Source organism: Paenibacillus sp. FSL M7-0420 (genome assembly GCF_038002345.1).
Taxonomy (GTDB): Bacteria; Bacillota; Bacilli; order Paenibacillales; family Paenibacillaceae; genus Paenibacillus_AQ.
In genome coordinates this window covers 3956863-3976780 of sequence record NZ_JBBOCJ010000001.1, presented here as the reverse complement: position 1 = coordinate 3976780, position 19918 = coordinate 3956863, and the positions used below count along the sequence as shown (strand labels likewise).

Annotated in this window: 20 protein-coding genes; 14 read left to right on the top strand and 6 right to left on the bottom strand. The window is 54.1% G+C overall.

Going from position 1 to position 19918, the window contains the following annotated elements; genetic code table 11:
• Positions 1-45 precede the first annotated feature (45 nt).
• Complete coding sequence (locus MKX51_RS16855) at positions 46-1794, top strand: ABC transporter ATP-binding protein (protein WP_340993219.1); 1749 nt, start codon at positions 46-48, stop codon at positions 1792-1794.
• Positions 1795-1899: 105 nt separating this feature from the next.
• Here MKX51_RS16855 and MKX51_RS16850 read toward each other — a convergent pair whose 3' ends face one another.
• Both MKX51_RS16850 and MKX51_RS16845 read right to left on the bottom strand, forming a co-directional pair.
• On the bottom strand, positions 1900-2343 hold the full coding sequence (locus tag MKX51_RS16850; RefSeq protein ID WP_340940236.1) for a DUF441 domain-containing protein: 444 nt from the start codon (positions 2341-2343) through the stop codon (positions 1900-1902).
• 20 nt (positions 2344-2363) lie between these two features.
• The gene (locus MKX51_RS16845) at positions 2364-3350 is read right to left on the bottom strand and encodes a YpdA family putative bacillithiol disulfide reductase (protein WP_340993218.1); all 987 of its coding nucleotides are present in this window, start codon (positions 3348-3350) and stop codon (positions 2364-2366) included.
• 198 nt (positions 3351-3548) lie between these two features.
• Between MKX51_RS16845 and MKX51_RS16840 the strand changes: the two genes are divergently transcribed.
• From MKX51_RS16840 to rsgA, 4 genes are all read left to right on the top strand, one after another.
• A complete protein-coding gene (locus MKX51_RS16840; protein ID WP_340940239.1) occupies positions 3549-4145 on the top strand; it encodes a DUF2087 domain-containing protein in 597 nt (198 codons plus the stop codon).
• 120 nt (positions 4146-4265) lie between these two features.
• On the top strand, positions 4266-4733 hold the full coding sequence (locus MKX51_RS16835) for a DUF3939 domain-containing protein (protein WP_340993217.1): 468 nt from the start codon (positions 4266-4268) through the stop codon (positions 4731-4733).
• A gap of 158 nt (positions 4734-4891) precedes the next feature.
• A complete protein-coding gene (locus MKX51_RS16830) occupies positions 4892-5563 on the top strand; it encodes an HAD family hydrolase (protein ID WP_340993216.1) in 672 nt (223 codons plus the stop codon).
• A gap of 524 nt (positions 5564-6087) precedes the next feature.
• Entirely contained in the window at positions 6088-7191 is a 1104-nt protein-coding gene (gene rsgA / locus MKX51_RS16825; RefSeq protein ID WP_340993215.1) for a ribosome small subunit-dependent GTPase A, read from the top strand.
• Positions 7192-7715: 524 nt separating this feature from the next.
• Here the strand turns inward: rsgA and MKX51_RS16820 are convergent.
• Positions 7716-8342 (bottom strand): FMN-dependent NADH-azoreductase, encoded by a 627-nt coding sequence (locus tag MKX51_RS16820; RefSeq protein ID WP_340940244.1) that lies wholly within the window; start codon positions 8340-8342, stop codon positions 7716-7718.
• A gap of 327 nt (positions 8343-8669) precedes the next feature.
• Here MKX51_RS16820 and MKX51_RS16815 point away from each other — a divergent pair, with 327 nt between their 5' ends.
• The gene (locus MKX51_RS16815) at positions 8670-8807 is read left to right on the top strand and encodes a hypothetical protein (RefSeq protein ID WP_179090468.1); all 138 of its coding nucleotides are present in this window, start codon (positions 8670-8672) and stop codon (positions 8805-8807) included.
• 148 nt (positions 8808-8955) lie between these two features.
• Here the strand turns inward: MKX51_RS16815 and MKX51_RS16810 are convergent, their stop codons facing one another.
• The gene (locus MKX51_RS16810) at positions 8956-9195 is read right to left on the bottom strand and encodes a hypothetical protein (RefSeq protein ID WP_036699054.1); all 240 of its coding nucleotides are present in this window, start codon (positions 9193-9195) and stop codon (positions 8956-8958) included.
• 183 nt (positions 9196-9378) lie between these two features.
• Here MKX51_RS16810 and MKX51_RS16805 point away from each other — a divergent pair, with 183 nt between their 5' ends.
• Positions 9379-10023, top strand: coding sequence for a hypothetical protein (locus MKX51_RS16805; RefSeq protein WP_340993214.1), 645 nt, complete (start codon positions 9379-9381; stop codon positions 10021-10023).
• Here the strand turns inward: MKX51_RS16805 and MKX51_RS16800 are convergent.
• Positions 10020-10169 (bottom strand): hypothetical protein, encoded by a 150-nt coding sequence (locus MKX51_RS16800; RefSeq protein ID WP_340940247.1) that lies wholly within the window; start codon positions 10167-10169, stop codon positions 10020-10022. The two genes, MKX51_RS16805 and MKX51_RS16800, sit on opposite strands and share 4 nt — an antisense overlap.
• 82 nt (positions 10170-10251) lie before the next feature.
• Between MKX51_RS16800 and MKX51_RS16795 the strand changes: the two genes are divergently transcribed.
• The 7 genes from MKX51_RS16795 to MKX51_RS16765 all read left to right on the top strand — a co-directional run bounded on the left by MKX51_RS16795 (position 10252) and on the right by MKX51_RS16765 (position 18175).
• Positions 10252-11262, top strand: a complete 1011-nt coding sequence (locus MKX51_RS16795; RefSeq protein WP_340993213.1) for an ABC transporter substrate-binding protein — start codon at positions 10252-10254, stop codon at positions 11260-11262.
• Positions 11263-11276: 14 nt separating this feature from the next.
• Positions 11277-12056, top strand: coding sequence for an ABC transporter ATP-binding protein (locus MKX51_RS16790; protein ID WP_340940249.1), 780 nt, complete (start codon positions 11277-11279; stop codon positions 12054-12056).
• An 80-nt stretch (positions 12057-12136) separates the two neighbouring features.
• On the top strand, positions 12137-12889 hold the full coding sequence (locus MKX51_RS16785) for an ABC transporter permease (RefSeq protein WP_445322071.1): 753 nt from the start codon (positions 12137-12139) through the stop codon (positions 12887-12889).
• 95 nt (positions 12890-12984) lie between these two features.
• Complete coding sequence (locus tag MKX51_RS16780; protein ID WP_340993212.1) at positions 12985-13974, top strand: aromatic acid exporter family protein; 990 nt, start codon at positions 12985-12987, stop codon at positions 13972-13974.
• 136 nt (positions 13975-14110) lie between these two features.
• Entirely contained in the window at positions 14111-15130 is a 1020-nt protein-coding gene (locus MKX51_RS16775; protein WP_036699042.1) for an HD-GYP domain-containing protein, read from the top strand.
• Between the two features lie 258 nt (positions 15131-15388).
• The gene (locus tag MKX51_RS16770; RefSeq protein WP_076085230.1) at positions 15389-15946 is read left to right on the top strand and encodes an outer spore coat protein CotE; all 558 of its coding nucleotides are present in this window, start codon (positions 15389-15391) and stop codon (positions 15944-15946) included.
• A gap of 372 nt (positions 15947-16318) precedes the next feature.
• Positions 16319-18175 carry a putative amidoligase domain-containing protein gene (locus MKX51_RS16765; RefSeq protein WP_340993211.1) on the top strand — a complete coding sequence of 619 codons (1857 nt, stop codon included), beginning with the start codon at positions 16319-16321 and terminating at the stop codon, positions 18173-18175.
• On the opposite strand, the gene MKX51_RS16760 is transcribed toward MKX51_RS16765, so the two are convergent.
• Entirely contained in the window at positions 18129-18383 is a 255-nt protein-coding gene (locus MKX51_RS16760; protein ID WP_340993210.1) for a hypothetical protein, read from the bottom strand. The genes MKX51_RS16765 and MKX51_RS16760 overlap by 47 nt on opposite strands.
• Positions 18384-19918 lie beyond the last annotated feature (1535 nt).

The window sequence follows — 19918 nt, the reverse complement described above, 5'->3', positions numbered from 1 at the left end:
AACTGCACCCTGATGAAGAATGAATTGGAAAGGACCTGACACGCTGTGAAACCTTGGAAATCTTATTATACCTTTGTTCGGCCGTATATGAAATGGATTGTGCTCACTCTGATCATCGGGATGGTCAAATTCAGCATTCCGCTGACCCTGCCGATGATTCTGAAATATGTGGTCGATGAGCTGCTGGGTAATCCGGCACTGACGATAGCGGAGCGGGTCTCGAAGCTGATGACAGTGATAGGCGGGGGCCTGATTCTGTTCGTGATTGTCCGCGGGCCGGTGGAGTATTACCGCCAGTATTTCGCCCAGCTGATTACGAGCAAGGTGCTATTCGATATGCGCAATAAGCTCTACGGGCATCTGCAGCGGCTGTCGTTGCGTTATTACCAGAATACTAAGGTAGGCGAGGCCATCTCCCGGTTCATTAACGATGTCGAGCAGTCGAAGAACCTGGTTGAGGTCGGAATGATGAATGTCTGGCTGGATATGTTCACCCTGCTCTTCGCCCTGGGCTTCATGCTCTATCTGAATCCGGTGCTGACGCTGGTGGCGATTGCCATTCTGCCGCTGTATGGCATTGCCGTCAATACGCTGTACAAGCGTCTCAAGGTGCTGACCAAAGACCGGTCACAGGCACTTGCCGTCATTCAGGGCTATCTGCATGAACGGATTCAGGGGATTGCGGTCATCCGCAGCTTCACGATGGAGCGGGTAGACCTGCAGCAGTTCGAGGAGATCAACGGCAAGTTTCTGCAAAAAGCGCTGGCGCAAACGCGGTGGAATGCCTTCACCTTTGCGATAATTAACACCTTGACCGATATTGCTCCGCTGCTTGTGATCGGATACGGCGGATACCAGGTCATCCAGGGCAATCTGACGCTCGGGACCTTCGTGGCCTTCTTCGGCTATCTGGACCGGATGTATGCGCCGCTGCGCCGTCTGATCAACTCCTCGACCGTGCTGACCCAGGCTTCGGCATCGCTTGAACGTGTGCTGGAGCTGCTGAATGAGCCGTATGATATTGTCGATGCACCGGGCGCGAAGCCGCTGCTGAAGCCAGCCGGGAAGATCGAATTCAACAACGTGTGGTTCAAGTATAGCGACGAGCACGAGTGGGTGCTGCGGGACATTAATCTGAGCATTGCTCCGGGCCAGACGGTGGCTTTTGTCGGAATGAGCGGAGGCGGCAAATCCTCGCTGATCAGCCTGATCCCGCGCTTTTATGATATCAGCGACGGCAGTCTGCGCATGGACGGACACGATATCCGCGCACTGACGCAGGAGAGTCTGAGGCGGACGGTGGGCATGGTGCTGCAGGATAATTTCCTGTTCAGCGGCTCGGTACGCGACAACATCCGGTTCGGGAACCCGGAAGCAGGGGAAGAGGAGGTGATGAAGGCGGCGGTGTCTGCGAATGCCCACGACTTCATCATGCAGCTGCCTGAAGGCTATGATACCGAAGTGGGAGAACGGGGTGTGAAGCTGTCCGGCGGACAGAAGCAGCGCGTGGCAATTGCCCGGGTATTCCTGAAGGACCCCAAGGTGCTGATTCTGGACGAAGCGACCTCCGCGCTGGATCTGGAGTCCGAGCATCTCATCCAGCAGGCGCTGCAGTCCCTGGCATCTGAGCGGACGACGCTGATTGTGGCCCACCGGCTGTCCACGATTACCCATGCCGACCAGATTATCGTGCTGGAGAACGGGGAGATCACCGAACGCGGCACCCATGAGGAGCTGATGGGACTTGCAGGGAGCTACGCCAGGCTGTTCAACGTTCAGCGGCTGGATGCATAACACGGCTATACTATTCTTAGTCAAAAGAAACAGGCTGCAAGTCCACCCGCTTAGGTGGACTTGCAGCCTGTTTCGTCTTGCCTTGGTCTTGAGGTGGCTACCGGCTTACATCCGGCCGATCAGCAGTGACAGGATGCCGGCGGCAATCAGCGGGCCCACCGGTACGCCTTTGAACAGAGCCACGCCAAGGACGGTTCCGATGAGAAGCCCGGCGACGATGGTCGGCTGGCTGCCCATGAGCACGGCTCCGCGTCCGCCCAGGTAAGCGACCAGGACGCCGACTCCGATGGCGGCCAGGGATTTCCAGTGCAGGAACGACTGGCCGACGGTCTGGAGGGAGATCTTCCCGCTGGCCAGCGGCGTCATGACTCCGATGGTCAGGATGATAATGCCGACGGTCAGTCCGTATTTCTCCAGCCAGGGAAAAGCCTGCTGAAGTCCCAGCACACGGATCAGCAGCAGCACGACCATGGCAATGGTAATCGGCGAGTTGCTGCTGACGACACCAAGCGCTGCCAGACCCAGCAGCAATAACGAGGTTATATCCATAACCTGGATACACTCCTTCTCTAAGTAAGCCTTGTGCTCACAATATGATCGGCAATCAGCTTGCCGTGCCCCCGCCCGCTCTCGATGAATACCTCGTTGGCGTTCCGTCCGGAAGCGATCACCCCGGCGACGTAGATGCCTGGTATATTGCTCTCCATTGTGGCGGGGTTAAAGGCTGGTTTATCCATAGAGTCATCCATCTGCACCCCGGCAGAGGTAAGCAGGGCCCTGCTCGGGCGGAAGCCGGTCATCGCCAGCACGAAGTCATTGTCGAGCTCGGTAATATCCCCATTCACGGAGGAGGTTACCCGCACCGAGGCCGGGGTGATCTCCGTGACGCGCGATTCCAGATGCAATGTAATGCTCCCCTTCTGCACCATGCTCTCGAAGATCGGACGCACCCAGGGCTTGATATTGTCCGAGATACTGCTTCCCCGGTAGACCATATCCACCTTGGCGCCTACCCGCAGCAGTTCCAGCGCGGCATCCACCGCTGAATTGCTGCCTCCGATTACAGTTACCTTCATGCCGGAATACGGATGAGCCTCGCCAAAATAATGCGTAACCTTCGGCAGCTCCTCCCCGGGAATCCCGATCAGATTAGGCTGGTCGAAGTAACCGGTAGAGATGACTACGTTCGCAGCGCAGCGCTGCTGCTCCTCGCCGCGCTTGTTGACCGTATGTACAACGAAGCTGCCATCCTCCTGCGGCAGAACGGACAACGCTTCTTCATAAGCGGCAATCTCAAGCTGATGCTGCGCGGCCGCACGGCGGTAGTAGACCAGCGCCTCATGGCGGTAGGGCTTGTCATTCGGAGAGGTGAAGGGCACATCTCCAATCTCAAGCAGCGGAGTGGTGCTGAAGAACTGCATGTTGGTCGGATACAGGTAGATGGAATGGACAATGAAGTTCTTTTCCACAATCAGGCTGGAGAGTCCTTGGCGCTGGCATTCGATGGCTGCAGACAGTCCGCAGGGACCGGCGCCGATAATAATAACGTCTAGCATAATATCTATGTCCTCCTAAGGTAGTATTCTATTCAGTAAATGGTACCTTATATTTTTGTTTTTTGCCATGGCCGGTGAATTCCGCAAATTGGGGATTGATCAGATGACAAGATGGGTATATAATTAGATATATATCTAAAATGTAAATTGGCAGCCCCCCAGACTGCCTTACGAATATCCGTAGGAGCGTGATCCCGCTTGCAGTTAGACAAAATTGTCGCCTATCACAAAGCTTTATCCGATCCCACCCGGCTGCGTATTCTTCTGCTCCTGTCACGGGGCGAGGTTCACGGTCATGCCTTGGCCGAGAAGCTGAATCTGTCACAGCCTACGGTGACCCATCATGCAGCCAAGCTGCGTGAAGCCGCACTGATCCTGGAGCGCAGAGACAAGAACACTGTATATTTCAAGCTGAATCCCGAGTTTATCCAGGCAGGCTCTGAGGCCTCGCTGAAATTTATTTTTGCAAAGGGGGTGGAGGAGATGGAGGAAGAGTCGCCTGAACACAGTCTGAAGGAGTCGGTGCTCCGTAATTTTTTTGCCAAAGACGGACGCCTGCGCCAGATTCCCGCACAATACAAGAAGAAATTAATCGCGCTGCAATATATGGTGGAGAAGCTTGAACCGGGTGTGGTCTATTCGGAGAAAGAGATCAACGAGTTCATTAAGCCGTTCCATGATGATTATGCCACCATCCGCCGCGAGTTCATTATGCACCAGTTCATGTACCGGGAGAATGATAAGTACGAGCTCAACCCGCCCGAACTCTGGACTCACTGGGAAAATGTCAAATAATGATCTAATAAATGGGGATTTTTTATGACAAGTGCGAAACTGCTGATTAATTGTTCAAATAACGAATAAAATGGTATTGTAAGCGTTATCTGACAAAAGCTTCGAAAGGAGACCTTCAGTATGATATTCAAACGTGCCAAAAAAAACTTGCAACCCAATCATCCAACCGTTACCTTGCCGCAGATCAAGCAGGCTGTAAGGCAATTTGAAGAAGATATGCCCGCTCCCATTAACCGTACCGCTCTGATCCAGGAAGATAAGAGTATTGACCTGAACCGGCTCAAACGATATTTAGGCGGAGTTCCGCAGCAGAAATTCTATATGTCCAGCGAGACCTTTGAGATTTTTGAAGAATCTGACAAGCTGGTGCCTTACTACCTCGATATGGTTCAATCGGCGGTAGACAATTATATCAGTGACACCGGCAAGCTGCCGCTGCTCGAAGACGCCTGGCTCCCTGAGGTTCATTACCGGCTGCTGTCCACCGAGCGTTATCTGAAGGAGACACCGCCGTTCCCGCTCTACATTACCGATGAGGAAATGATGCTTACGCATCGCGCAGAGCATTTTGAACACTTTGAATCCTGAAAGCTCTGCGTACCTGATTCCCCCTATACAGGCCATTCTGACGAAGGAGAGGTTGTCCTTCCTGGCGGAATGGTCTTTATTTTGCGCCCGGGAGCGTAGTACAATAAGCATCTGGTGCGTAGACCGCAGAAATGGACGACAGAAAGGGGAGCATAGACATGAGAGAGGTACAAGCTTTGCTGTTTGATCTGGACAATACCCTGATGGACCGGGATCAGACCTTCCGCAGCTTCAGCATGAAGTTTGTGCAGGATCACCTGGGACATCTTAGCGAAGAGCAGGCCGTGCAGGTGGTGGAGGATATGATTATCAGGGATGCCGACGGATACCGGGATAAGGATGGGTTCTTCGCGGAGCTTAGCGAGGTTCTCCCATGGGAGCAGGCATTGACCGCTGCGGACATCCGGGCCTATTATGACGAGACCTATATCCGCCACGGGGCGATGATGAAGCATGCGGTGGAGACCCTGGAGTATTGCCGGGACCGGGGATATCCGCTGGGACTGGTCACGAACGGCGGCAGGGATATTCAATATGGCAAAATCGATCTGCTCGGACTCCGCGGCTACTTCCGCACGATCGTCATTTCGGGTGAGGCCGGGATCAGCAAGCCTGATCCGGCGATCTACCGGTTAGCTCTGGAACGTCTGGTCTCCACGGCGGAGCAGACTATATTCATCGGCGATCATCCGGTGAATGATATCTGGGGGGCGGCGCAGAGCGGTATGGATACGATCTGGCTGAAGCGCAACCACCCTTGGGATGAATCACTGAACGTGAAGCCTCTCGCTGTGATTCAGGAGCTGGATGAGCTCCGGGACATTATTTAAGCAAGTTAGGGCCCGCTGTTGACAAACGGTATCCGGGCCGTATATTATTACAGCATATTATTTCGGAAGGAGACGATGTCAAATGGCAGTTTATACTAGCGTTTCAGGATTGGTTGCTACTGTTGTGGATACGTGTCTTCCGGGAAATGCGGCTGTGGAGTAATAATTGATCCCCAGCTTCGCAGGTAAGCTCTATGATGCCTTCTAGAGCCGCCGGGAACCGTATCGGTTCCGGCGGCTTTTTTGCGTGTGCAGGTCTGCTGCATCACGCCCGAAATACCGGTGTCTGCTCCTTCTTCCTAAGAGGGAGTAGCCTCCGCTATTCTGGAATGACTCTGCCCGCAGCGGACGGTTCTTTGCTGTACAACAGCAAAAGCCGGACCGCAGCCGAGTCTGCCTCTGCCGCCGGAACCTTTGGGTTCCGGCGGCTTTTTTTGTGCGGCGTGACGAGCCAATGCTGCCCGGAGATACATGGATGATGTGATAAGCGGATGTATGATAATAACCCATTCAGGAGGAAATGCATGAATATCGATATCAAGCTAGAACAGTACGGCTGGAATGAAGAATGGAACGGAAAATGGACAGATAAGCTGCGGCTGCTGGACGACAGGGAGTATGCGCCGGGGCGGGTTGCCGGAGATTTCGGCAGTAAATACAAGGTGATTACCGCAGCAGGTGAAATGTGGGGCGAGCTGTCAGGCAAGTTCCGGCATTCGCTGAGCGGGTCCGGTGAGTATCCGGCGGTAGGCGACTGGGTGATCCTGGCGATGCAGGATGGGGGAGCGCATGCGGTGATTCATGGCGTGCTTCCCCGTCACAGCGTCATCTCGCGCAAGGTGGCGGGCCCGACCCAGGAGGAGCAGATTGTGGCTTCCAACGTGGATACCTTATTTCTGGTCAGTGCACTGAATGATGATTTCAATGTACGGCGGATGGAGCGTTATCTGATTATGGCCTGGAACAGCGGGGCGAATCCCGTCATTCTATTGACTAAGGCAGATCTGTGCACCGATGCGGAGCTGAAAATGGCCGAAATGCAGCAGGCGGCTCCCGGTGTCCCGGTCCATGCGGTCAGTGCCTTGCTGAACGACGGGCGGGAGGAGCTGCAGCCCTACATTGGCAGCGGCCAGACGGTAGCCCTGACCGGTTCGTCCGGCTGCGGCAAATCGACGATGGTCAACTGGCTCAGCGGCCGGAATCTGCAGCTCACCCAGGATGTGCGGGAAGGGGACAGCCGCGGACGTCATACGACCACACACCGCGAGCTGTTCGTCCTCCCGGATGGCGGAATCATCGTCGATACTCCGGGAATGCGCGAGCTGCAGTTGTGGGAGGATGACGGCGGACTGGATCTGGCGTTCGGTGAGATCAGCACGCTTGCGGCAGAATGCCGCTTCAGTGACTGTACTCATACACGGGAGGAAGGCTGCGCCGTGCTTGCGGCTGCCGCCAGCGGTATGCTGGACGGGAAGCGGCTGCAGAATTACCACAAGACACAGAAGGAGCTGCAATTCCAGAACAGCAAGGAAGCGAGACAGAAGCGCAAGACAGCCGCCGCCTCCGCCAAAAGCACCCCGCCCCGTGCCAAGGGCAACAGCTGGCAGCGGGTGCTGGACGAATATTGAGCGGCGATGAAATCCCAAGGCGTTGTAGAAGCATAGAAGCGAGCATGGGAATAGGGATGAAAGTTTGCATGACGGAATAAACTTGCTAGATGCTGTGCATTGTGTAAGCAGGAGCTACGCCACCTGGAGTAGTTGGAAAAACGTATCTTAATTTGGTGGTTCGGGAGCTATAGAGGAAATTAGTTGGATAAACGTCATTTGTTACACCGTAAAAGCCTCGATTGGGAAGAGTTGGAGGAGATTAAGTGCCATTTTTCCAACTGCTCTCTAGCTTGAGGTCTCTTGTTCGATAGCAAGTGGAGAAAATCCACCTGCTTCAGCAACTTTTATAGCAGTGGTATCTGGAGAGCACAGCGACTGTAACAACGGTCCGTTCACGCAGCGTCCACCCAAGTGCTCACGTTGATCTAACTCCAAAAAAAAGAGCTGTCCCAAGCAGCCACTTCATGGCATTTGGGACAGCTCTTCATATGCTCTCGGTAAGTCTCCCTACGGAGACTTTCAAAAAGCTATTTATGATCAGATTAGAACGATGCTGCTGCTGTCTTAGCCAGTTGCAGACCGGAAGCGATAATCTCAGCGGATTTATCCGGATTCTGGTTGTGTCCTTCGATGATTACCTGTGTAGTTTCCTTGAAGCCCCAGAAGTTCAGGTTGCCCATGATGAAGTTCACGGCCATTTCAGCACTTGCAGCCGGGCCTGCGGAGTACACGCCGCCTCTGGCGTTCAGAACAGCTGCTTTTTTGCCAGTCAACAGTCCTACAGGACCTTCAGCAGTATACTTGAAGGTAGTTCCAGCCTGGTTCAGATAGTCGATATAAGTGTGCAGTACAGCCGGAACGGTCATGTTCCAGAGCGGGAAGGCAAAGACTACTTTGTCAGCGGCCAGGAACTGGTCCAGATATTTCTTAACAAGTGCAGCGCCTGCTGCTTCTTCAGGAGTGGCTTCGAAGCCTTGGGCTGCTTTGTATACGCCAGTGATGAGTGTGTTATCGTAGTAAGGAAGCTGTTCAGCGAACAGGTCGAGTTCAGTGATCTGGTCCTGCGGATGAGTCTCCTTGTAGCTGGACAGGAATTCGTTGTAGAGCTGAACACTTACGGATTGCTCGGCAGGGCGGTTATTGGCTTTGATAAACAGTACATTCGACATTATGATTTCTCCTTAGGTATATATTTAATATTAACTATCGATAATATAGCATTTAATATTTAGTTTGTAAATATCCGTCGGATAAATTTTTTTTCTGCTTACAGAAGCTGCTATCCTTCGCAAATGTACCATATCTTCTATAACGGATTCCTAATTTGCCGCTGAAAGGCCCATATGTAGTTTGACTAATTTCGCAAGCGGTGCAGGTGCGCATCAGGACAAGTTTAGGGGATCAACGGTCCGGTTATATAGGTGATATAAGGAGAAGAGGAAATGATTCCCTCTCCATATCACGGGACTAAGCCCCCATTTAAAGGAGCGATTGACATGTCCATCGACCGTTTCATCCTGAAGAAGCTGGACAGCTGTCACGAAGAGCATACCCGGCGTAACCTGGTGAAGTTGTTCAAATTGCGAATTAAAAAGGCGGAGAAAGAGGAGAACCGGAACCTCCGGATTGGCTGAGTGACGGTATAATATTGACTGCTAAGCGCCTACCATCCTATAAAATAAGCGCATCCCCTCAACAAACATGCGGGTATGTGCTTATTTGTTGTGTACCTTTATATTTATGCAAGTATGTACTTATTCAGGCAAAAAAATATCCCTCTGTTTAATAGAGGGATAAGGCCAATGAATCATTTTCACTGTAACTGTGCAATATAGCTTCTGAGCCTTTAATTTCGATACTGATCAGGGAATTCAAACAGGTCTGCAGGGCGTTTTTGCCTTTTTGAATTTTGAGTTCAAGGGTGCTGTTGAGCAGTCGAAGTACTTTTTGGGTCGGCTGTTTGTTTTCTGTTGTGAAATATACAGGGACAAGCTTGTTTTGAAAAGTGATGAGCATTCTCATTTTGAAAACCACCTCGCTAAAAGTATTTCATGGTATTGATCTTACCCTGTGTTTCTTAATTTTACCTTAAAATTAGCTTATGATAACATAAAGATTGCAAGTTTTATAGTTTTGCAGTTTTTTTGAAAGCCACTCATTTACAGTTATACTTACATGTATGCCTAAAAGGAAGGGATAAAGAATGTGAATAAGCAAGATTGTATCTGTCTGGCACAGTATTTGTTCCCGGGTGAGACCGGGCGTAGAGTGGTGGCAGAGCTCCTGCACACAGCCTCCGGCTCCAAGCGGATCTGCAGAATGAAATTCAATGAGCGTGAATATGCGCAGGATGTATGCCTGCAAGTACATAAGGATAAGATCCTCCTGACAGGGTTAACGGAAGAGGACGATTTCAGATACGAGCTGAAGGAGCCGGCAGAGATGAAGCGCGCCTGCTATTACCTGTTCAATTGCTTCGAGCGTGCGCAGCCCAGGAAGCCGTCCGCTCCTGCGGTATTCCTGTCCAGACGGAGTTATGAGGAGATTCATGAGAAGGCCGGAACATGGACGTTGTGTGTGCTGGCGGCTTCACTGGAAGCGGAGACAGGTGATCCTGACAGCTCTGCCGAATTGGCTAAAGTGCTTAAGAACCGGACAGCGTCCGGTGAACTGCGGTTATGTGCGAGGAATGGGGAAGGCTGGACCCTGCAGGAGATTTCTTACATTGAAGCTTCTTCGGGCGGATGGCTAATGCGCAGCAGCAGTGAGCAGGAAGACGGTTATATCATTGCGTTCCCGCTGACCCGGGCGGAGCTGTGTCAAGCTTTTGGGGAATGGCTGCTCTATTAAGATTGTTCTTGCAAAATAACCTCGGCGGAAGCACCGCCCCATTCTGACGAGTCCGGCTCGCTGGTCCGGTACAGCGTGAATACGGCGCTGCGATCATTCATAGAGCGGGCTGGGTTGACGAACTGAATATAATGTAAGCGCTTCATATATTGCACTTTAACCTTTCCATAGACTCCCGCATATGCATAGAGCAAGGGCGAAAGACCCGGAAGGAAAGGAGTGGAGAGGATGAAAGGGTTCAAAAAACTGTCATTGCCGTTCTTGTTGATGCTTGTGCTTGGCTCTGTTCTTGCAGGCTGCGGCAGTAAATCCGCTAATGTCAAGGTGAAGATCGGCGAAGTTACCCGTTCCGTGTTCTATGCGCCTGAATATGTGGCCTTATCGCAGGGCTTTTTCAAGGATGAAGGGCTGGATGTGGAGCTGCAGACGATACCTGGCGGAGATAAAACCATGACGGCCCTGCTCTCAGGGGCAATCGATGTGGCGCTGGTCGGTTCGGAGACCTCCATTTACGTGTACCAGCAGGGGGCGGATGATCCTGTAATTAATTTTGCCCAGCTTACGCAGCGGGATGGAACCTTCTTGTTCGCGCGTACACCGGACAGCCATTTTACATGGGACAAAGTGAAGGGCTCGACCTTCCTGGGGCAACGGCAAGGGGGCATGCCGCAGATGGCGGGCGCATTCACACTGCGCAGCAAGGGGATTGATGCGGGGAAGGATCTGACGCTGATCCAGAACATTGATTTTGCCAATATTGCCGGTGCATTTGCTTCCGGGACCGGGGATTATGTGCAGCTGTTCGAGCCTCAGGCATCGATCTTCGAGAGTGAAGGCCGGGGCCAGGTGGTCGCTTCCTTCGGGGTAGAGAGCGGTTATCTGCCGTATACGGTATTCATGTCCAAGCAGAGCTACATCACTAAGAATCAGGACACGGTGCAGAAATTCACCAATGCGGTCCAGCGTGCCCAGTTATGGGTGAAGGCTCATAATCCTGAGGAGATTGCTGACGCGGTCATGCCGTATTTTGAAAAGATTGACCGGGGCATTGTAGTCTCTGCCATCAGCCGTTATAAGGAACAGGATACCTATGCGGTGAATCCGGTAATTGATGACAAGGAATGGAATAATCTGCTGGATGTCATTGACCAGGCCGGTGAGCTGAAGGAACGGATTCCAGCCGCTAAGATTGTGAATAACAGCTTTGCAGAGCACGCAGAGAGCACCATTAAGGAGTGAGGAGGCCGACCACTATGCTTCCAGTAGTCGAGTTGAAGGAAGTCACGCACGCCTATCTGGGAGACCGCGAGGCTTCGCTTGCTATAGAGGATCTGAATCTCAGCGTCGGCCAAGGCGAGTTCGTCAGCCTGGTCGGACCGAGCGGCTGCGGCAAAACGACGATTCTGTCGATCATCGCCGGGCTGCTGCAGCCTTCACGCGGTGAGGTGCTGCTTAGCGGACGTAAGGCCGCAGGACCTTCGCCGGAGGTCGGCTATATGCTCCAGCAGGACTATCTCTTCCCCTGGAGGACGATTGAGGATAACGCGCTGCTCGGGCTGGAGCTGACCGGAAGGCTCACCGGAAGCTCGCGTGCCAAATCGCTGCAGCTGCTGGCCGATATGGGGCTGGAGGGCAAGGAGCAGGCTTATCCGGCACAGCTCTCGGGAGGGATGCGCCAGCGTGTCGCTCTGGTGCGGACACTGGCTACCGACCCCGGCCTGCTGCTGCTCGATGAGCCATTCTCGGCGCTGGACTACCAGATTAAGCTGCAGCTGGAGGATCTGGTCTCGGAGACGCTGATGCGCCGGGGAACCACGGCGATTCTGGTTACGCATGACCTGTCTGAAGCGATTGCGGTCAGCAGCCGGGTCATTCTGCTCCAGCCGAATCCGGGCAGAATCCGCAGGATTTTTGAGATTCCGGAAGTGATTCGCAGAACACCGCCGCTGTATGCGCGGGACCTGCCGGGCTTCGCCGGGCTTTTTCACGAGGTATGGAAGGAAATGGAGCTGGCAGGGAGGGAAGAGATGTGAATACAGAAGCGCAGCCCCGTGAGACGGCTTCCCGTGCGCAGTGGCTCGAACAGAAGCATGCGGATTACAGGAAGAAGAAGCTGCGCCGCAAAAGTCAGGTGCTTATGGTCCGGAGCAGCCTGCTGCTGGTGTTCTTCGTGCTCTGGGAAGCCGGGGCCAGAATGGGCTGGATCGATGAGCTGCTGTTCAGTTATCCGACGAAGGTCTTCGGTCAGATCTGGGAGGACATGGTCAGCGGCAGTCTGTGGCCGCATCTGGGAATGACCGTGGGCGAGACCGCAGTGGGTTTTATTCTGGGCACCTTAATCGGGACGCTGCTGGCTGTCGTCATCTGGTGGTCACCTTTTCTATCCGCCGTCCTGGACCCTTATATGGTCGTATTCAACAGTATGCCGAAGGTGGCGCTGGGGCCGATCTTCATTGTAATGTTCGGGGCAGGCTTCACCGCCATTGTCATTACCACCTTATCCATTACCGTGATTATCACGACTCTGGTGGTGTACAACAGCTTTTGCAGCGTGGACCCGAATCTGGTCAAGGTGGTCCGCTCCTTCGGTGCCTCCAAAAGCCAGGAGTTCTGCAAAGTCATTCTCCCGGCGTCGTTCCCGGCGGTGGTCTCCACCCTCAAGGTGAATGTCGGCATGTCCTGGGTCGGCGTTATTGTCGGTGAATTTCTGGTTGCGAAATCGGGGCTGGGGTATCTGATCATCTACGGCTTTCAGGTGTTCAACTTCACCCTGGTGATGTCGAGTCTGCTCATTATTGCGGCTGTGGCTACGGCCATGTACCAGCTGGTGGTGTATGTGGAGAAGCTGCTGCTGTCGAGACGGTAAGAACCATGTCATATTGTGTCTCTTGGCAAAATCTTGTACCATGACTATATCTTTATTTGAATGATGAAGCTTAACGGTGTAGGAGAGATATTCACATGGGATTTCGTATTATTAAAACGGCGGCTGCAACTCTGCTGTCTATTCTGCTGGCAGCCGCCGCTGGTATCCCTAATGCGCAAAGCGCGGGACTGCTGGCCATTCTCGGGGTGGAAACAACCCGTAAAAGGAGTCTACGCACGATTTCGGCGCGCTTCTTCGCCTCATTGGTGGGACTCTTTTTGGGCTGTATTCTATTCTTCGCCCTGGGCTTTCATTATTGGGTACTCGGACTGTATGTATTGTTCGGCTTCCCGCTGATTGTCAAAGCCGGCTTCAAGGAAGGGATCGTCACCAGCTCGGTAATTGTGTTCCGCGTATTTGGACAAGCTGATATCACGGTTCATATCCTGCTGCAGCAGGTGGAGCTGCTGATTATCGGCCTTGGCTCGGCCGGCCTTGTGAACTTCATCTATATGCCGGAGACCGGCGGGATGATTGCAGGCATCCGCAAGGAGGTGGACGGCTACTTCTCGGTGATCTTCCGGCAGATGGCCAGGACGCTCCGTGATCCCGGCTATATCTGGGATGGTCAAGAGCTGATCGGGGCAGGGGAGACCGTGCAAAAGGGGCTGAGCGCGGCTTCCAGGGAAATGGAGAATCATGTGATTCATCCGGATGAAGCCTGGAACGTGTACTTCTATATGCGTAAAGAGCAGCTGGAGTCCATCCAGAATATGATGCAGCTGCTCTCGCAGGTGTACCGCCAGCTGCCGCATGGGGATATGGTGGCAGAGCTGTTCGACCAGCTTAGCGGCGATGTGCTGGCTGAGGAATATACCGGCCGGACCGAGCGGCTGCTGGAGGAGCTGCAGCAGGAGTTCCAGGAGATGGAGCTGCCGGATTCGCGTGAGGAATTCGAGATCCGCTCCGCGATTCTGCAATTATGCCGCGAGCTTGCGCTGTATCTTAAGATTGCCAAGCGCTATAAGAGCCCGGTGGAGCTGCGTCCGGCTAAGGACAAGCAGCCTGCGAAAGGCAAAGCATAAGCAAATCCATGTAATTTAGGTGTCAGGTATTCACATTCCGGTGTAAAATAACGATAAGAAACATAAGCACCCAAAGTGAGCTTGTCTCTTAAGTTATGTCCAAAACCCAAGAATCTTGGTCTGGCAGGTGAGGAATATGAATAACAGCAATGATCAATATATCGGCAAACAGCTGGTAGCGAACCTTTTTAATCATAGCGGTGTATTTGTCTTGCCGGCATTGACCCTGCTCACCGGAGAGCATATCCGCCTGATTACGCAGCACAAGATCGTTCTGGAGCCGCAGGATGTGGTCCAGGTCGACAGCGCTGCATTCTATCAGCTGGCTGTGGATGATTGTACGGCGGCGATGGAGAGTATTTTTGAGCAGCTGCGTTATACGAAGACGAAGCGTCTGCCGATGATTGAGCTCAGGAATGAAGTGATCCCGTTCATCCAGCAGGTGAGCGAGAAGAATGATTTCTTCGGAATATTGTCTGCGCTGCAGACTAAGGATGACTATACATACAGGCATAATGTGGCGGTGGGCATCATCTCTACGCTGCTCGGCAAATGGCTGAAGCTGAAGCCGGACGAGCTGAGCATGCTGACGATTGCTGCGACGCTTCATGATATCGGCAAAATTATGATTCCGGCCGAGATCCTCACCAAGCCGGGTCCGCTGAGTGAGGATGAATATGCTCTGATGAAAAAGCACACCACCTATGGCTATGAGATGATCCGCGATACGGTGGGCACCAATCATATGCAGGCGCTTGTGGCGCTGCAGCACCATGAGCGGATGGACGGCAGCGGCTATCCCTTCGGCGTGCTGGGCCACCGGATTACGGATTTTAGCAAGATCGTGGCGGTGGCGGATATTTTCCACGCGATGACTTCGGACCGGTTCTACCGTACAGCCGCGCCGCTGTATGAGGTGCTCAAGCAGATGGACGAGAACGTCTACGGCAAGCTGGACCCGTATATCTGCAGTGTGTTCATTAATAAGCTGATGCAGTCGATGATCGGCAATGAGGTGCTCCTGACGGACGGGCAGATCGGCAAAATTATTATGATTCTGGCCCATGACCCGCTGCGTCCGCTGGTGAACATCGGTGAGGACTTCATCGATCTCAGCCGCCACCGGCAGCTTGGCATCGTACGTGTACTTTCCTAGCAGGGCCTCTGCTCTTCCCGGCTTAAGATGTTGGCACAATAAAAAGTAGCGGTTTTCCCGGTTTGGGGGAGCCGCTACTTTTGTTTTTTTTCAGGTCAGGAGACTCATAATGGACTAAATCCGGCAATAAAATGAAGCAAAGGGCTTCAGTTACGGCATCTGAGGGCTTACCCAAATTTATTTCTACTCTAACAATCAACAAATGCCCAGAACGTGCATACACTTGATAGTGAATGATTGTATGGAGGAGGTTCAAAGATGTCATTAAGCCATAAACGTCAAACAAGGGAGATCATTACGAAGGCAATTTGCGGCAAAGGTCGTAAGTTCTCTACAGCAACCCATACCGTGACTCCGCCACATCATCCGACTAGTATTCTGGGGGCTTGGATCATTAACCACCAGTACGAAGCGGTTGCCGCCGGGAACGGAATCGAAGTGATTGGTACCTATGATGTGAACATCTGGTATTCGTACGACAAAAACAAGCAGACCGAGGTTGCCAAGGAAACGGTCTCCTATGTGGAGCTTATTCCATTGTCGTACCTCGACCCGAGACACCGTGCTTCCACGGCACAGGTCTCTGCGGAGGCAACGCAGGAACCCAATTGTGTGGAAGCCGGGGTATCGCCGGGCGGAGGCAGTGTGACACTCCGGGTGGAACGCGAGTTCGATGCGGAACTGGTGGCTGAGACCAAGCTCCGCGTGTTTGTCAGTGATCAGAGTGACGATCTGGAAGACAAGGATTATGATTTTGAAGGCGAGAACTATGATTACGATGATATGGACCCTGACGCTCTGGATGATGAGCTCTAGGAAGGAATGCGCCGCTGCCTGAAGTACTGTGTGGGTTATGATCCATTATATGATGAGAGGGCAGCGGCGTAGAGGGCGAATGCCCTCTTTTTTTTAAAAATGCAAAATAATTTTTTGAACGTTAAATGTATGCTTCACGCTGAGCATTATCCTTCAAGGCGAAATGAAGCGGAGAGGGATGCTGGAGCGGGAGAAGCGGCAGCGACTGTCTGTGGGCTTTGGCTGTAACATGATAGCGTCATTGCGATTTCGAAATGAATTGGGGGTCAGGCTTCCTCAGCGGCTTATCGCTCAAAGGGTATTGTCCGGTACAGGACGGTGCGCGAGGGGATATGGCCCTGAGGAATTTTCGTATGGGCGGAGGCATTAGACATGAATGAAGGGCTGAGCGTATTCCGGCAGCTTGCGCCGGAGCAGATCGAACGCAGGCTCCGGCGCTGCGGGATTGAGGCCGACTCCAATTCTATCGGCAGAGGGGCGCGGCGGCAAGATACAAGAGACATCCGTACCCAGTCGCATGGACAAGACTCCGAAAGCTACAGACAGCACTACCGTGTGCTCATCTTCAATCTGGCCGTGCTGGACTGCCAGCCCCTTGGAGCGGGGGCGGCTATGGGCGGGGGACTTGGGACTGGATGGTTGGGTGGGGATGGGAGTGGTGGAGCAGGAGCTGGGATGCAGGGTGAGTATGGGAGTGGTGGAGTAGGAGCTGGAGGGCAGGGTGAATATGGGAGTGGTGGGGTAGGAGCTGGGGGGCAGGGTGATTATGGGAGTGGTGGAGTAGGAGCTGGAGGGCAGGGTGAATATGGGAGTGGTGGGGTAGGAGCTGGGGGACAGGGTGAGTATGGGAGTGGTGGGGTAGGAGCTGGAGGGCAGAGTGAGTATGGGAGTGGTGGAGTAGGAGCTGGGGGGCAGGGTGAGTATGGGAGTGGTGGGGTAGGAACTGGGGGACAGGGAGAGTATGGGAGTGGTGGGGTAGGAACTGGGGGACAGGGAGAGTATGGGAGTGGTGGAGTAGGAGCTAGAGGGCAGGGTGATTATGGGAGTGGCGGAGTAGGAACTGGGGGGCAGGGAGAGTATGGGAGTGGTGGAGTAGGAGCTAGAGGGCAGGGTGAGTATGGGAGTGGTGAGGTAGGAGCTGGAGGGCAGGGTGAGTATGGGAGTGGTGGGGTAGGAGCTGGGGGTCAGGGTGAGTATGGGAGTGAGAGTGGCGTCGTAGGAGCTGGAGGGCAGGAGGAGTATGGGAATGGTGAGGAAGCGTTTGGCAGTTTAGGTGGCGGGGGAAGTGAGTTGCGGGGTTCTGCGGGGGTTCTGCGGACTACTGCGGTGCGGGCGCTGTATAGCCTGGGACTGGATAGCGGCGAGGTGGAGCTGCGGGCCATGGGCGGGCGGCGGTATATGGTGACAGGCATCACTCCGGTGCTGCCTGATCCCGCAGGAGCGCTGCCTGAGCCATTCCGGTCAGCATCCGCAGCGCTTGCGCGGATGCTTGACAGTGAGCAGCCGGGCCGGCCGGGGCTGCTCATGGGCATGGACCCGGAGTTCCTGCTGCTTCGGGAATCCTCGGGCCGCGTCGTGCCGGCGTCGCGGTACCTGCCCATGGACGGCGTCGCGGGCTGCGACGCCGGACCCCCGGGAACGCGCGGCGTGTTCCCGGTGGCGGAGCTGCGCCCTGCGCCGCGCGGGGAACCGCGCGCGCTGCTGGCGCAGCTGATGTCCGCCGCACGCGAGGCGGACCGGCTCATTGCCGACCGCTCGCTCCGCTGGCGGGCGGGAGGTATGCCGCTGCGGGGCTGGGCCCTCGGCGGCCACCTGCACTTCAGCGGCGTCACGCTGTGTGCGCCGCTCCTGCGCGCGCTAGATAACTATCTAGCGCTGCCCCTGTTCCTGCTGGAGGACATCCGGGCTGCGGCCCGGCGTCCCCGCTATGGCGTGCTCGGCGATTTCCGGCGGCAGCCGCATGGCGGCTTCGAGTACCGGACCCTGCCGAGCTTCCTGGTCTCCCCGGTCATCGCCAAAGGCGCGGTCTGTCTGGCTCACCTGATCGTGAGCCATTATGAAGACCTGCCGCTGCGCCCGCTCGACCGGGAAGACCTGCATGCCGCCTTCTATAGCGGCGGCAAATCTCCTCTGCGCACAGCCTGGCCTCCCCTGGAGGCGCAGCTGCGCGCGCACTGGGCGGCTACGCAGCCGCCGCCCGGTGGATTGATCCGCTGCTGCGCGCCATAGCGGAGCAGCAGAGCTGGGATGAGTCGCGGGATATCCGCGGCTCCTGGGTACGCAGCGCCCCGCCGGACTCCGGGGCGCTGCCTTCCGGGCGGGCGGATGCATAGCAATAGAGCCCGCCGCCCGTCAAGTCCCGATAGCCGCCATTTACAGCTTTTCTGCACCGCCAGGTGTGGGAAGCTGTAGCTATGGCGGCTATATTTTTAAACAAACAATCGTACTCATGTACTCTCAATTACTCTGGCTTACTCTCCATTATCTAAGTTACTCAACCAATCATCCCCTTCAAACGTGCGCCCATTCATGAAGTTTCGTTCGAAGTGAACATTCAGCCATAGGTGTATTCTGTACAACTAAACGCACTCCAAAAGAAGCTTTTTCTCTTCTAAGTGTAGTCTGTACAACTAAATTTGCCCGAATGGCGTGAACCCGAGTACAGATGGATTTTTAAATGTACAAACTACAACTAAACGGATCATTGGTAGGACATCGGACACTTTAGTTGTACAAAATGCATTTAAGCATACCACTGTAGCTTGTATATAAAGGGGACACAGAAGAACCTCAGGATGCGGTTGGTCAAATTGCTGTTCGTTACTTCCACTAATAAAAATCTGACGTATTCTTACCAGTGCAAGTTACTATTCTAATCCCGCTATCGCAGCTATATGGGTCTGTTGAAGTAATTAACGAAGTGATTAACAAAGCTGATTATCTGAGTGATTGCATTTACTGCAGCAGAATCGCCGTTTGCCAGCGCTGAGATCCATTCTGATGTAGTTCGTACATTAGATTTGTGGGATTTGGTCCGAAAACTCTCCTTTTAAGGATTTCTAATGTACGAAGTGCAATAGATCCTATTTTTCAGCCAATCACAGGGCCATCTAATGCACAAACTACAATAGAATAAAAAACCTGCCAGGAACTCTCATCACCATACCTGACTATGCTTGCCTGAGCCTCCGTCACCATATTTCGCACTCACACAAGCATCCGCATTTGCCACTTCGCACTCGCACTCGCGTATACGCATCTGGACCAAGTATTCTCACCTGTATTCCCACCACATATAGCCCGCACTCTGACCAAACATTCTCAGCCGCTCTTACTGCTCACCCACATCCCCGCACAGCCCCGTACTCCGCCTCACTCAGCCCCTAACACTCGCCCCCAAGTTACTCACGCTCCGCACATCCCCGCCCCGCCCCGTACTCCGCCTCACTCAGCCCTTAACACTCGCCCCCAAGTTACTCACGCTCCGCACAGCCCCGCACAGCCCCGTACTCCGCCTCACTCAGCCCCTAACACTCGCCCCCAAGTTACTCACGCTCCGCACATCCCCGCCCAGCCCCGCATCCCGCCTCACTCAGCCCCTAACACTCGCATCCCCCCCCAAGTTACTCACGCTCCCCACATCCTTGCCCCGCCCCGTACTCCGCCTCACTCAGCCCCTAACACTCGCATCCCCCCAAGTTACTCACGCTCCCCACATCCCCGCCCAGCCCCGCATTCCGTCTCACCCCGCCCTTACACCCGCCCCAACATCTCCACATTCCTCCCACCCCCCAACTAATATATCTCACACATTCACATTCAAGCCTCCCCCACAAACCCATAATCCCCAAGCGCCAGCCCGCCCGACATCCCCCTGAATACCCCCACCAACTTTTAGGAACCTTTGCGGGCGTGCCAGGGGTAACCCGGGGAGCGGAGTTTCTGCTATAATAGAGAACAGTATGAAGTAGG